The sequence below is a fragment of the Streptomyces sp. NPDC050422 genome (assembly GCF_044458665.1).
In the GTDB taxonomy this organism is placed as follows: Bacteria; Actinomycetota; Actinomycetes; order Streptomycetales; family Streptomycetaceae; genus Streptomyces.
The window spans coordinates 76,461-89,446 of sequence record NZ_JBITIE010000008.1; the positions used below are offsets into that span (position 1 = coordinate 76,461).

Here is a 12,986-nt window from a genome sequence, read left to right on the forward strand (position 1 = left end):
AAGCAGCACGACCATGGCAGCCGGCGGGCCGGGTGCCATAGGTAAAGACGAAGATCGTGTGCTGACGCATGGCAGACAGTATGGGCCCACCGGCGGGCCCGGCCCAACGCCCGGCCCGGATGGTGAGACGGCCGCGCCCCTCCCCGTGCGACGAGGCTCGCTCCCGGCCGCCGGTAGAATCGGAAGAACCGACCCCCTCTCCACCGCCGGAAGGCCGCCCCCGTGCCAGCAGCACCCCCCGCCGCCCCCGACACCACCACCGACGTGGTCCTCGTTGTCGACTTCGGCGCGCAGTACGCCCAGCTCATCGCCCGACGCGTCCGTGAGGCCCGGGTCTACAGCGAGATCGTGCCGTCCACGATGCCGGTGGCCGAGATGCTGGCCAAGAACCCCCGGGCGATCATCCTGTCCGGCGGACCCTCCTCGGTGTACGCCGAGGGCGCGCCCTCGCTCGACCGCGCGCTGTTCGAGGCCGGGGTCCCCGTCTTCGGCATGTGCTACGGCTTCCAGCTGATGGCCACCACGCTCGGCGGCACCGTCGACGACAACGGTGCCCGCGAGTACGGCCGTACCGCGCTCGCCGTCTCCAAGACCGGCTCGACCCTCTTCGAGGGCACCCCGGCCGACCAGTCGGTGTGGATGTCGCACGGCGACGCCTGCTCCGCCGCCCCCGAGGGCTTCACCGTCACCGCGTCCACGGACGTCGTCCCGGTCGCCGCCTTCGAGAACGACGAGAAGAAGCTCTACGGCGTCCAGTACCACCCGGAGGTCCTGCACTCCACGCACGGCCAGCAGGTCCTGGAGCACTTCCTCTACCGCGGCGCCGGCATCGAGCCGAGCTGGACGACGACCAACGTCGTCGAGGAGCAGATCGCCCTCATCCGCGAGCAGGTCGGTGACAAGCGCGCCATCTGCGGTCTGTCCGGCGGGGTGGACTCGGCGGTCGCCGCGGCCCTCGTACAGAAGGCCATCGGCTCCCAGCTGACCTGTGTGTACGTCGACCACGGTCTGATGCGCAAGGGCGAGACCGAGCAGGTCGAGAAGGACTTCGTCGCCGCGACCGGGGCGAAGCTGAAGGTGGTCGACGCGGAGAAGCGCTTCCTCGACGCCCTGGCCGGTGTGTCCGACCCGGAGCAGAAGCGGAAGATCATCGGCCGCGAGTTCATCCGCGTCTTCGAGCAGGCCCAGCTGGAGATCCTCCAGGAGGACGGCCCCGAGGTCGCCTTCCTCGTGCAGGGCACGCTCTACCCGGACGTCGTCGAGTCCGGCGGCGGCACCGGCACCGCCAACATCAAGTCCCACCACAACGTGGGCGGGCTCCCCGACGACATCGAGTTCCAGCTCGTCGAGCCGCTGCGCCAGCTGTTCAAGGACGAGGTCCGGATGGTCGGCCAGGAGCTCGGCCTGCCGGAGGAGATCGTCCAGCGCCAGCCCTTCCCCGGCCCCGGCCTCGGCATCCGGATCGTCGGCGAGGTCACCAAGGAGCGGCTCGACCTGCTGCGCGACGCCGACGCCATCGCCCGCGAGGAGCTGACCAAGGCCGGCCTGGACCGCGACATCTGGCAGTGCCCGGTGGTCCTGCTCGCGGACGTCCGCAGCGTCGGCGTCCAGGGCGACGGCCGCACCTACGGCCACCCGATCGTGCTGCGCCCGGTCTCCTCCGAGGACGCCATGACGGCGGACTGGTCGCGACTGCCCTACGAGACCCTCGCCAAGATCTCCACCCGCATCACCAACGAGGTCGCCGACGTCAACCGCGTCGTGCTCGACGTCACGAGCAAGCCCCCGGGCACCATCGAGTGGGAGTAGGAGCGGCCGGCACAGGGGGGCGGCGTCGCGGGGCTGGGCACGCGCATCTGCGGCGTTGTCGTCAATCACCATGGCTCCGGCCATGGCTCAATCCTCCGCCTTGCAGCTGCACGCACCCAGCCCCGCTCCTTCTTCCACCCCCCATGTGCCGGCCGCTCCCTCCCCGCGTTCCCGTGCCGATGCCGCCGTCCGTTCCCACGGGCGGCGGCATCGCCGCGTTCCCGGCCCCGGACGGCTGCACAATCGATGGCCGATGCCTCTGGTCACCTGCGGCGACCGGCGGTAACTTCCGATCCCGTACGCCTGATCCCGTACGCCCGGGAGCACCGAGGAGTCGCCATGCCCGAGCCCACACCCGTACCCACACCCGTACCCGTGGACCAGCTCCACTTCGCCATGCCGCCCGTCCACACCTCCGTGGAGGAGGAGCGTGCCCACCGCAAGGAACGGCTGGCCGGGGCGCTGCGCCTGTTCGGGGAGTACGGGTACGAGGACGGCGTCTCCGGGCACATCACGGCGCGCGACCCGGAGTTCGGCGACTGCTACTGGGTCAACCCCTTCGGTGCCCCCTTCGACGGGCTGCGGCCCGACGAGCTGATCCTGGTCAACGGTGAGGGCCAGGTAGTCGAGGGGAGCCGGCACGTCAACCAGGCCGCGTTCGCCGTCCACGCGCAGGTGCACCGGGCCCGCCCGGACGTCATCGCCGTCGCGCACACCCACTCCGTGCACGGCAGGGCGCTGGCCGCGCTGGGCGAGCTCGTCGAGCCGATCACCCAGGAGTCCTGCGCCTTCTACGAGGACCACGCGCTCTACGACGCGTACACGGGGGTCGTCGTGGACGAGGACGAGGGGCGCCGGATCGCGGCCGCGCTCGGGCCCCGCAAGGCCATCGTGCTGCGCAACCACGGGCTGCTGACGGTGGGCGACTCGGTGGACGCGGCGGCCTGGTGGTTCCTCGCGCTGGAGCGGTCCTGCCAGGTCCAGCTGGCCGCGCGGGCGGCCGGGAAACCCGTGCTGATCGAGCACCGGGACGCGGTCACCACCCGCGAACAGCTCGGCAGCGACCTGGTGGCCTGGATCAACTACCAGCCGCTGTGGACCCGGATCTCTCGAACATTCTGACGATCCCGCCCGCCCGGAGTGCCCCGATGCGGGAACCTCCCGCCCCGTACGGCACAATTCGCAGCAATCACAGCCGAGTTGGGTTTGATCAAGGGCTGTACCGGGGCGGGAAAGGGCGGCGTTCTCCGTGGCGTTGGACGAGGCAAGACAAAGCGCGCACGGCGGTGGCTGCACGTGCGGCGACTGCCCGCACGGAGCACGCCAGGGGCACCGGCGCGCGGTGGCCGCCTTCCTGGCCAAGCGGGACGAACTCGCCGCGGGCCAGGGGCTTCCCGCCGGGGTCGCCCAGTCCGCGTCCGCGACCCGGCAGTGGGTCTCGGACGAGCTGACCCAGTCCGCGCGCACCGTCGCCGACCGGGGCCGGGAAGCCGGTGACGCCTGGCTGTACCGGGTGTGGCGGCGCACCCTGGTCATCGTCTGGGGCGCCGTCGCCGTGCTGGCCGTCGCCGAGGCCGCCACCGCCATCGGGGCCGGCTGGACCCACGCCCGTACCGCGGGCCTGGTCGCCGGACTCGTCACCGCCGGGCTGCTCACCGCGGCCGCGCACGTCCACCGGGCACGCGGCGGCCTCCTCGCCCCGCTGATCGGCGAGGACAACCGGCTCTCGACCTCCCGTGCGGTCGCCGCGTCCTGGGTGCTGCTCGCCGTCTTCTCCGTCCTCGTCCTAGCCCTCCAGCTGGCGGTCGCCTCCGGCCACGCGCAGCGCGACGCGCTGATCGAGGGCCTCGATCTGGCGCGCGGCGCCGGTGTGGTGAGCGTGCTGGCGCTGGTGTGCGCCATCGCGGTGGTCGTGCGGCGGGTGGTGAGCGTACGGGTGCTGTCCGGGCGGCTGCAGAAGCTGCGCGCCGACCGGCCGCGCGCCGCCGACCTGCTGACCGACGACTCGGGGCGCGGCGCGTTCACGGACGTGAGTTACGTGCTGGTGTCCACCGTCGCCGTGGTGTTCGCCGCGGTCCGCCTCGCCCGCCGGCCCGAGCAGCTGCCCGACCTGCCGTGGGGGCTCGCGCTCCTGGTGGCCGTCTCGGCGGCGGCCTACTTCGCCGGGAAGTACGCGGAGGGCGGCCGGCCCGTGGTGCTGTCGGTGGTTCGGGCCCGTGAGGCCGGCGATCTGGACGCGCCGATCCGTACCGGCGACGACATCGAGATCCGTGGCGCGGGGTTCGTGCCGCCCGGCGCCGGGGCCCCGGACCGGCTGGCCCGCATGGTCGTGCGGATCGGCCCCGTCCACGTACACGTACCCATGGTCCCGGTCACCGGCGGCTTCGCGAACCCGACCGACACCGTGCTGACCGTGCCGGTGCCGGTGGAGGTGGAGCCCGGGGTGGTCGAGGTGCAGGTGGTGACCGCGTCCGGGGCGGAGTCGAACCGCGTCGCCATCGACGTGACGGACTGAGAGGTTCCCGAGAACCCGGCCGCGCACCTGGTGAGCCGCCCGTGCGGGGCGTACGTATGGTCTGGTGACGGATCGAACGGTCCGGCGAGGGTCGAACGGCCCTGTTGACGGACCCCGGTCCGGCGGCGGGCCGCGGGAGGCGGGAGAACCATGCACGGGTACGGCACGAACGGGCGCGTTCCGGGCGAGGCCAAGGGGCTGGGAGAACTGGCGCGGGAGCATGCCCTGCTGCCCCTGCGGATCTTCCTCGGCGTCACCTTCATCTACGCGGCGCTCGACAAACTGACCGACAGCGCCTTCTTCCATGCCTCCGGCGCGGGATCGATCGGCGAGCAGATGTCCGCCGTCCGTGACTCCGCCGCGATCCCGGCCCTCGTCGACCTCGCACTGAAGAGCCCCTCCGGTTTCGGCTACGCCATCGCCTTCGGGGAGCTCGCCGTCGGCATCGGCACGCTGCTGGGCCTGTGGACCCGGCTCGCGGCACTCGGAGGGGCGCTGATCTCGCTCAGCCTGTGGCTGACCGTCAGCTGGCAGGTCTCGCCGTACTACCTCGGCAACGACCTGATCTACCTCATGGCCTGGCTGCCGCTGCTGCTCGGCGGGGCCACGTCGTTCTCCGTGGACACCTTCCTCGCGACGCGGCGGCGACGGATGCGGTAGGCCACCCAGGTCACCACGGCGGACACCCACAACCCGCCGACCAGGAGGGGGATGAAGAAGCCCCAGGGGGGATCCCACGCGTCGGCCGCTTCCGCCGCGTATCCGGCGGCCAGCGCCAGCATCACCACACCCGCGACGGCCCGTCCGGGCCGGAACTCATGACGCAGCACGGGTGACCTCCACCTGTCCGATGCCGACTTCCAGATCGAGCGAGAGAGTGCCCGCCGGCTTGCTGCCCTCGGGCGGCGGCAGCGTCCGGCGCTCGTTCTGCGAGGGGCGGATGTCCACGTCGCCCCGGCGTGGTTCGCCCGGCAGATTGATCTCGCCGAGGCCGGTCCGTGCGCGCAGCTTCACCGTGACGTCCTTCGGCACCCTTACGACGACCCGGCCCGCGCCGACCTCCAGGCGGGTGCTGAGGGTGTCGCCCTTCGGCACCGCGACCCGGGTGAGGTCGAGGTCCGCCACCCCGGAGCCCACCTCGTAACGCGGTTGTACGGCGGTGACCGAGGCCGGCCGCCACTCCTTGCGCTCCCAGTGCGCGGTGATCTCCTCGGGGAGCGCCGCCGCGCCCGCCAGCAGGAGCGCCGTGATCACCGCGAGCAGCAGCGTGCCGAAACCGGTCCGGCCGACGAAGGAAGTGACCAGCAACCCGACCGCGAACACCGCGAGCGCGGCGGCCAGCCCGATCTGCAGACTGGTGCCGAACGGCTGGGAGTCCCAGCGCAGCCGCGCGCCCAGAACGCCCGCCAGTACCGCGAGCAGGAAGACCGCACCGGCGATCGAGGTCGGCTCCGCGCTCCTGAGCGACCGCTCGGGCCCGCGGAACGGGCTGTCGGCCGTAGCCCCGCGCGGCCGCGCCGTCGACCGGCCGTCGAGCACCGTGTCCGCCGGCCCCCACAGATAGCCCGCACCGGCCGGCCCCGTGGTCCCGTCCTTGACGATCGGGTCGCGCCACCAGGACGGGCCGGACGGCTTCGGCGGTGCCTTCACCTCGGGCGGCGCGTCGGACACCGCCCGGTCGGCCGCCGGATGCGTCCGCTCCTGCGGATCGGCCGTCCTGCGGTGCTGCGTCCAGACCGTGAAGCCGATGACGGCGACCGAGAGCATCGCGGAGAACGCCAGCGTGCCGCTGTTGCCCAGCATGGACAGGAACAGACCACAGCCGATCAGCGCGCACAACACCGCGATCAGCGACGACCCCTCGACCCGGCCCGACAGCAGCCGGCGCGCCTCGTTCTCCTCCTCGCCCTCCAGCGGGATCAGCAGCCACGCGAAGCCGTAGAAGATCAGCCCGAGCCCGCCGGTCACGGAGAGCACACCGAGCACGATCCGGAAGATCACCGGATCGACGTTGCAGTACCGGCCGAGCCCGCCGCACACCCCTGCCACCACCTTCTGCCGCGAGCTGCGGTGCAGCTGCGGTACGGGCCCGGGGGGCGGTACGACGCCGGGCGGCGCATCCTGGGGAACGGTCATGGCTCCATGGTGACGGGCGCCGGTCCCTTCCGGCACCCGCCCCGACCCTGGCCGGTCCCTGATATTGGCCGGGCCGGACCCTGAGAGGCAGTCGGGTGACCTGAGATCGGAGAGCGGACGCGGTCCGGTGCGTGCGGTTCCAAGGCGACGGGATGTCCTGGTAGCGGAGCTACTCGGGCATTTCGGTAACGCGGGAAGCGTGCGTGCCAGGGCGTGGCCGCCCGGTCGCAGGTCACCCGACAGCCTCTGAGACGCCCTCGCGCCGTCCGTTGCGTCTCAGGGGCGATGTGGGGGCCGACCCTGATGCCATCACCCGCACAGACGTGTGACGATCGGGTCATGCCAGCCGCCACGCCCCGAGCCGCAAGCTCCCTCGCCGCCGACCCGGAGGAGCCGCCCCAGCGCAAGCTGTACCGCAGCGCCGACGGACGGCTGCTCGGCGGCGTCGCACGCGGCCTCGCCGGACACCTCGGGCTGCCGGTCGCCTGGGTGCGGTTCGTCTTCCTCGGGCTGTTCTTCGCGGACGGACTCGGCGCACTCCTGTACGCCGTGTTCTGGATCGTCGTCCCGCTCGGCGTCGGCGGCGTGGACGGCCCGCGCTCCCTCTTCGAGACCGCCCCCGACGGCACCCGCAGACTCCGCAAGCCCGACAAAGGCCAGGTCTTCGCCCTCATCGCGCTGTTGTTCGGTGCCCTGATCTTCGTCGGCAACGTCGACATGGGCAGCAACGCCGACCGCTACATCTGGCCCACCCTGCTGATCGGCGCCGGCTCCGTCCTGGTGTGGCGCCAGGCCGACAACGCCCGCCGCGCCCGCTGGATGGAGGTCGGCAGCCGCCGCCGGGTCCTGCACCTGGCCCGCGGACTCGCCGGGGTCGCCCTGGTGGGCCTCGGGCTCGCCGGTTTCATGGTCGTACGCGGCTCCGCCGCCCAGCTCGGCAACGTCCTCACCGCGGCTATTGCCGTGCTCACCGGCATCGCCCTGCTGGCCGGACCCTGGCTCGTCCGCATGACCCAGGACCTCTCCGAGGAACGCCTGATGCGCATCAGGGCCCAGGAACGCGCCGAGGTCGCCGCCCACGTCCACGACTCGGTGCTGCACACCCTCACCCTGATCCAGCGCAACGCCGAGGACGCGGGCGAGGTCCGCAGGCTGGCTCGCGCCCAGGAACGCGAGCTGCGCAACTGGCTGTACAACCCCGAGGGCACAGGCAAGGACGAGGGCGACGAGCCCGAGACACTCGCCGAGGCCGTCAAACGCGCCGCGGCCGAGGTCGAGGACAAGCACGGCGTCCCGCTGGAGGTCGTCGTCGTCGGCGACTGCCCGCTCGACGAGAAGGTGACCGCACAGATGCAGGCCGCACGCGAGGCGATGGTCAACGCCGCCAAGTACGGTGGCGAGGGCGGCGCCGTCCAGGTCTACGCGGAGGTCGAGGGCCGCACGGTCTTCGTCTCGGTGCGTGACCGGGGTCCGGGATTCGACCTGGATTCCGTACCGGGGGACAGAATGGGCGTACGAGAATCAATCATCGGCCGGATGCAGCGCAACGGCGGCACCGCACGGCTGCGTTCGGTGCCCGGCGGGGGCACGGAAGTCGAGCTGGAGATGGAGAGGACGAGCGATGAACGGGACCACTGAGGCGACCGGGGGCCACGAGGGCCCGGAGCGCCGGGTACGAGTCGTGCTCGTCGACGACCACCGGATGTTCCGCACCGGAGTACAGGCCGAGATCGGCCGCACCGAGGAGACCGGCGTCGAGGTCGTCGGCGAGGCCGCCGACGTCGACCAGGCGGTCAACGTCATCACGGCGACCCGCCCCGAGGTCGTCCTCCTCGACGTCCACCTCCCGGGCGGCGGCGGTGTCGAGGTGCTGCGCCGCTGCGCCCCGTTCATGGGCGCGGTCGAGAACCCGGTGCGCTTCCTGGCGCTGTCCGTCTCGGACGCCGCCGAGGACGTCATCGGCGTCATCCGCGGCGGCGCCCGCGGCTACGTCACCAAGACCATCACCGGCGCCGACCTGGTCGACTCGGTCTTCCGGGTCCAGGAGGGCGACGCGGTGTTCTCGCCCCGGCTGGCCGGCTTCGTCCTGGACGCCTTCGCCTCGACGGACGCCCCGCCGATCGACGAGGACCTCGACCGGCTGACGCAGCGCGAGCGCGAGGTGCTGCGGCTGATCGCCCGCGGCTACGCGTACAAGGAGATCGCCAAGCAGCTGTTCATCTCGGTGAAGACGGTCGAGTCGCACGTCTCGGCGGTGCTGCGCAAGCTCCAGCTCTCCAACCGGCACGAGCTCACGCGGTGGGCGACGGCGCGACGGCTGGTCTGAGCCGGAGGCGTTCGCCGTTCGGCCGCCGCGTCAGACGCCTTCGGCCTCGCGTTCCGGGTCGAGCGAGATGTTCAGCTTCTCGCCGACCCGGAGGTAGCCGATGCCCGCGTAGATCCGCTCCACCTCGGCGTCGCCCGGCTCCAGCCACACCACCCGGCAGCCCCGCGCGAACGCGGTCTCCGTCAGATGGACGGAGAGGGCGGCCCCGATGCCGCGGCGGCGGAAGTCCGCCGCGACCGCGAGCCCGGCCAGCTCGCTGAGACCGTCGACCGGGACCGAGCAGCCGCCCGCGCCCGCCGGGACACCGTCGACGGTCGCGAGCGCGGCGACCCCGCCGTCCTTCGCGGCGGTGCGCAGCCAGTCGGCCGTGCCGGCCTCGGGCTCACCGCTCCCGCCGTAGCCCAGGTGCTGGACGAGGGCCGCGGCGGCGAACTCCGCGTCCGTGGCGGGCTCGGCCATCACCAGGCCGTCCACCGGCTTCGGCGGCAGCAGACCGCCGGGGGCGATGGCCAGGAGCGGGGCCCGGTTCTCCTCGGTGAACCCGGCGGCCAGCAGAGCGGGTTCGACCGCCGGTGCCCAGGTCGGCAGGAACTCCAGGCGCGGCATCCGGTCAAGTTCGCGGAAGGCCGCGATCAGCGCGTCGAGTTCGGCGGGTGTCGGCTCGGCGCCCTGGTCGGGGATCGCGTAGTTGGCGTACTTCAGGGACCAGTCCGGGTTGTAGCGGATCGCGAACGGGCCCACCCGGACATGGTTCGGGGAGCGGAGCGTGAGCGTGCGGGCGTGGATCTGGACGTCGAGGTCCAACGACATGTGCGGGTGTCCTCAAGGCAGTTGGGCTCGGAACCGGGAGCCTATGCCACCCGGGTCGCTCCCGCGAAGGGCATCTGGTCGATCGGCGCGACGCGGACCGGGGCTCCCGGGCGCGGGGCGTGGATCATCCGGCCGTTGCCGATGTAGAGGCCGACGTGGCTGATGCCCGAGTAGAAGAACACCAGGTCCCCGGGGGCGAGTTCGGAGCGCGAGATGCGTCGGCCGGCGTCGATCTGGGTGTACGTGGTCCGGGGGAGCGAGACGCCCGCGGAGCGGTAGGCGGCCTGGGTGAGACCGGAGCAGTCGAACGACGAGGGGCCGGTGGCGCCCCAGACGTACGGCTTGCCCAGCGCTGTGTACGCGAAGGCGACCGCGGCGGCGGCGCGGGCGTTGGGGGCCTGGTCGGAGCCGCGCGGGGCGCTGCGGTCGGCGTGGGCGCCGCCCCGCCCGTCCTCGGAGGCGTCGTAGGCGGCGCGGTCGGCGGGGGAGAGGCGGGCGAGCAGCTGCCGGGCCTCGGCGAGCTTGGTGCGGACCGTGGCCTTGTGCTTCTTCAGGGCGGCCTCGCGGCTCGCGAGCTCGGTCAGCCGCCCGGCGGCCTCGGCGCGGACCTGGGCCACGTCCGCGACCTGGCGCTGCACGGCGCGGACCTCGGTGGCGCGCCGCTCGCCGGCCCGTTCCACGTACGAGGCGCGCTGGAGGTACTGGTCGGGGTCCGAGGAGAGCGCCAGCTGCACGGCCGGGTCGAGGCCGCCGGAGCGGTACTGCGCGGCGGCGTACGAACCCAGGGCGTCGCGTGCGGTGTTGAGCCGCTCGGTCCTGCGGGCGGCCTCGTCGCGCAGGGCGTCCACGGACTTCTCGGTGGCGGCGGCCTTCACCTTGGCGCCGTTGTACTGCTCGGTGGCGACCTCCGCCTCCCGGTACAGCCGGTCCACCTCGGCCTTCACCTGGGCGGGGGTCGGCGCCGGATCGGCGTGCGCGGATCCCGGCAACGCGGCAGCGGTCGCGGCCCCGGCGAGGGCGAGGGTCGCTGCGGTGCGGGCAGCAGAGCCGGTGTACGGGCGCTGCTTGGGTTTCCGGTGCGCTGCCACGAGGGCGGGCGTCCTTCCTGTCGACGGCCCGCCGGGGTCTACCGACGGGCCCGCCCGGCCCGGTGGCGGGCCGCCAACAGGGGGAGCGGCCCGCCGCCGGAACCTCGGCGGGGTGACCGGAACGCCGCCCGGGTGCGGATCGGCGGTGTGCGGGTCACCTGGCAGGGACGCTAAACCCGGGACACGGGGAAGAGTTGTAATGACGCCTATTGTGTGAATTTGGCGTTGCGTTGTCGCCGAACGATCGGAAAAATTGCATCAGAGTCAGGCAATTGGTGCATCTCGCGGTCAAGTGGTCGCTAAGGCCCACCTGGCTGCGGAGTGCTGATATGGCCGCGGCTAGGCTGCGGAACCATGCGTGTACTCATTGATGTCTTCGTCGCCCTGCACATCATCGGCATCGCCTGCCTGCTGGGCGGTTTCCTCACCCAGATGAAGGCGATGGGGGCGGGCACGGCACGCTTCGTCCCGGCCATGCTGCACGGCGCGCTGACCATGCTGGTCACGGGAATCGCCCTGGTCGGGCTCGACCAGGCCGACGACCACCCCGTGAACAACATCAAGATCGGCATCAAGCTGCTGATCCTGGTCGTGATCCTTGGAATCGTCTACGTCAAGCGCGACGACGAGAAGGCCGACAAGGGCCTCTTCGCGGCGGTCGGCGGACTGACGATCGTCAACATCTTCATCGCCACGCTCTGGACCTGAGCCGACGGCAACGCCGCTGCCCGGACCCCCCGAGGGTCCGGGCAGCGGCGTTTTCGTCGCCCGAAGCCGCTCTAGCCCGGCCGCACGCTCCCGTAGATCGGCATGTAGTAGATCGACTCCTCGCGCACGTTCGCCCCCGGCTTCGGCGCGTGGATCATCATGCCGTCGCCCTTGTAGATGCCGACGTGGCTGATGTCGTCGTAGAAGAAGACCAGGTCCCCGGGCTGAAGATCCGCCGTGGCGACCCGGGTGCCGACGTTCACCTGGTCCCAGGTGGTCCGCGGTATGTCGACGCCGGCCGCCTTCCAGGCCGCCTGGGTGAGCCCCGAGCAGTCGTACGAGGCCGGGCCGGTCGCCCCCCAGACGTACGGCTTGCCGATCTGCGCCCTGGCGAACGCCATGACCTTCTCCGCCTTGGTCGAGGCATCGGTGTCCGAACCGGAACCCGAGCCGGTACCGGTTCCGGTGCCCGTCCCCGTACCGCTGCCGGACTCCTTCGCGGCCTCATCGGCCTTGCGGTCGGCCTCGGCCTTCGCGGCAGCCTGCTTCTTCGCCAGCTCCCCCGCCTTGCGCTTGGCCTCCGCCTCCTTCTTGCGCTCCAGCTCCGCCAGCCGCGCCTTCTCCTCGGCGGTCAGCTTCGACAGCAGGCCGCGGGCCTCGGACAGCTTCGTCTGGACGTCTCGCTTGCTGGTGCGCAGCGTCGTCTGCGACTCGGTGAGCGTCTCCAGGCTCGCCACGGCCTCGGCCCGCTGCTTGGACGCCTTCTCCTGCTGCGTACGGAAGTCCGACACGGCGCGCGTCTGGCGCTCGGTCATCCGGTCCATGAGGTGGGTCTGGTCGAAGAACGACTGCGGGTCGTCGGCCAGGAAGAAAGTGGCGGTCGGGGCGAGGGCGCCGCCGCGGTACTGGGCGGCGGCGTACGTGCCGAGCGTCCTGCGTGCCTCGTTCACTTTCTCGGTGCGCTGGGCGACGTCGTCCAGCAGCGTGTCCACCTTGGAACGCTGCTTGGTCGTCGCCTCCTTCGCCTGGTTGTACTGCTGGGTCGCGGTGCCCGCCTGCCGGTAGAGGTCGTCGACCTTCTTCTGTACGTCCTCGATGCTGGGCTTGGGGGCCGGGGCGGCCAGTGCGCTCTGCGTGGACAGCAGGGTCACCGATGCCAGCGCGGCCGTCGTGAGCCCGACGGCGGGGCCGGTGCTGCGCACCAGGGTGCGCGGTTTGCGATGCGACGCCAAGGCCGGCATCTCCTTCCGTGGACCGCCTACCGGGTTAGCTGTCGGGTTCGGGCGGAACGGAAGGCTGCCCTACGGTCCTGGGGGGATTCGGACCGATTCACCCCGGTGATGCGTGTGGGTCCCCGGTTCCTGACTCCCGTACGGGAAGCCCGGATTCGGCGTGGACGCCCGCTCGGCGTGGATCGCCTCTGGGGGTACGGGCCGCCCGAACGAGCACGCTAGCCAACTCATGGTGCCGCTGTGAAGGTTGATGTTCGATATGCCCGATACATTTTCGTGACCTCTGCGGATCGGGGTGCTGCGGGGCAGGCGGGGCCGGAATCCCCGCACTCTGTGCGGTCCGCCGCTTGCTCTGTGTGTCC

11 protein-coding genes and 1 riboswitch are annotated in these 12,986 nt (G+C 71.9%); of the genes, 7 read left to right on the forward strand and 4 right to left on the reverse strand.

Annotated features, from left to right (window positions below):
- The first annotated feature begins 222 nt into the window (after window positions 1-222).
- From guaA to ACIBJG_RS13935, 4 genes are all read left to right on the forward strand, one after another.
- Window positions 223-1,809 carry a glutamine-hydrolyzing GMP synthase gene (gene guaA / locus ACIBJG_RS13920; RefSeq protein ID WP_399307713.1) on the forward strand — a complete coding sequence of 529 codons (1,587 nt, stop codon included), beginning with the start codon at window positions 223-225 and terminating at the stop codon, window positions 1,807-1,809.
- Window positions 1,810-2,148: 339 nt separating this feature from the next.
- The gene (locus tag ACIBJG_RS13925) at window positions 2,149-2,931 is read left to right on the forward strand and encodes a class II aldolase/adducin family protein (RefSeq protein ID WP_399307714.1); all 783 of its coding nucleotides are present in this window, start codon (window positions 2,149-2,151) and stop codon (window positions 2,929-2,931) included.
- A 127-nt stretch (window positions 2,932-3,058) separates the two neighbouring features.
- The gene (locus ACIBJG_RS13930; protein WP_399307715.1) at window positions 3,059-4,324 is read left to right on the forward strand and encodes a hypothetical protein; all 1,266 of its coding nucleotides are present in this window, start codon (window positions 3,059-3,061) and stop codon (window positions 4,322-4,324) included.
- A 150-nt stretch (window positions 4,325-4,474) separates the two neighbouring features.
- Complete coding sequence (locus ACIBJG_RS13935) at window positions 4,475-4,984, forward strand: DoxX family protein (protein WP_399307716.1); 510 nt, start codon at window positions 4,475-4,477, stop codon at window positions 4,982-4,984.
- Between the two features lie 156 nt (window positions 4,985-5,140).
- On the opposite strand, the gene ACIBJG_RS13940 is transcribed toward ACIBJG_RS13935, so the two are convergent.
- Entirely contained in the window at window positions 5,141-6,460 is a 1,320-nt protein-coding gene (locus ACIBJG_RS13940; protein ID WP_399307717.1) for a PspC domain-containing protein, read from the reverse strand.
- A gap of 339 nt (window positions 6,461-6,799) precedes the next feature.
- Between ACIBJG_RS13940 and ACIBJG_RS13945 the strand changes: the two genes are divergently transcribed.
- The gene (locus tag ACIBJG_RS13945; protein ID WP_399307718.1) at window positions 6,800-8,098 is read left to right on the forward strand and encodes a PspC domain-containing protein; all 1,299 of its coding nucleotides are present in this window, start codon (window positions 6,800-6,802) and stop codon (window positions 8,096-8,098) included.
- The gene (locus ACIBJG_RS13950) at window positions 8,082-8,786 is read left to right on the forward strand and encodes a LuxR C-terminal-related transcriptional regulator (protein WP_399307719.1); all 705 of its coding nucleotides are present in this window, start codon (window positions 8,082-8,084) and stop codon (window positions 8,784-8,786) included. The genes ACIBJG_RS13945 and ACIBJG_RS13950 overlap by 17 nt, the downstream gene beginning before the upstream one ends.
- A gap of 30 nt (window positions 8,787-8,816) precedes the next feature.
- Here ACIBJG_RS13950 and ACIBJG_RS13955 read toward each other — a convergent pair whose 3' ends face one another.
- Window positions 8,817-9,596: a GNAT family N-acetyltransferase gene (locus ACIBJG_RS13955; RefSeq protein ID WP_399307720.1), complete on the reverse strand. Its 780-nt coding sequence runs from the start codon at window positions 9,594-9,596 to the stop codon at window positions 8,817-8,819.
- A 41-nt stretch (window positions 9,597-9,637) separates the two neighbouring features.
- Window positions 9,638-10,684: an NlpC/P60 family protein gene (locus tag ACIBJG_RS13960; RefSeq protein ID WP_399307721.1), complete on the reverse strand. Its 1,047-nt coding sequence runs from the start codon at window positions 10,682-10,684 to the stop codon at window positions 9,638-9,640.
- Between the two features lie 354 nt (window positions 10,685-11,038).
- Here ACIBJG_RS13960 and ACIBJG_RS13965 point away from each other — a divergent pair, with 354 nt between their 5' ends.
- Window positions 11,039-11,392 carry a hypothetical protein gene (locus ACIBJG_RS13965; protein WP_399307722.1) on the forward strand — a complete coding sequence of 118 codons (354 nt, stop codon included), beginning with the start codon at window positions 11,039-11,041 and terminating at the stop codon, window positions 11,390-11,392.
- A gap of 71 nt (window positions 11,393-11,463) precedes the next feature.
- Here ACIBJG_RS13965 and ACIBJG_RS13970 read toward each other — a convergent pair whose 3' ends face one another.
- Window positions 11,464-12,633, reverse strand: coding sequence for an NlpC/P60 family protein (locus ACIBJG_RS13970; RefSeq protein ID WP_399307723.1), 1,170 nt, complete (start codon window positions 12,631-12,633; stop codon window positions 11,464-11,466).
- Window positions 12,632-12,795, reverse strand: a riboswitch (cyclic di-AMP (ydaO/yuaA leader). (Overlaps the previous gene by 2 nt.)
- Window positions 12,796-12,986 lie beyond the last annotated feature (191 nt).

Bases quoted from the DNA above. Each gene is read 5' to 3' on its own strand.
- ACIBJG_RS13925 (WP_399307714.1), top strand. From the start codon at position 2,149: ATGCCCGAGCCCACACCCGTACCCACACCCGTACCCGTGGACCAGCTC.
- ACIBJG_RS13945 (WP_399307718.1), top strand. From the start codon at position 6,800: ATGCCAGCCGCCACGCCCCGAGCCGCAAGCTCCCTCGCCGCCGACCCG.
- ACIBJG_RS13950 (WP_399307719.1), top strand. From the start codon at position 8,082: ATGAACGGGACCACTGAGGCGACCGGGGGCCACGAGGGCCCGGAGCGC.
- ACIBJG_RS13935 (WP_399307716.1), top strand. From the start codon at position 4,475: ATGCACGGGTACGGCACGAACGGGCGCGTTCCGGGCGAGGCCAAGGGG.
- ACIBJG_RS13970 (WP_399307723.1), bottom strand. From the start codon at position 12,633: ATGCCGGCCTTGGCGTCGCATCGCAAACCGCGCACCCTGGTGCGCAGC.
- ACIBJG_RS13965 (WP_399307722.1), top strand. From the start codon at position 11,039: ATGCGTGTACTCATTGATGTCTTCGTCGCCCTGCACATCATCGGCATC.
- ACIBJG_RS13955 (WP_399307720.1), bottom strand. From the start codon at position 9,596: ATGTCGTTGGACCTCGACGTCCAGATCCACGCCCGCACGCTCACGCTC.
- ACIBJG_RS13940 (WP_399307717.1), bottom strand. From the start codon at position 6,460: ATGACCGTTCCCCAGGATGCGCCGCCCGGCGTCGTACCGCCCCCCGGG.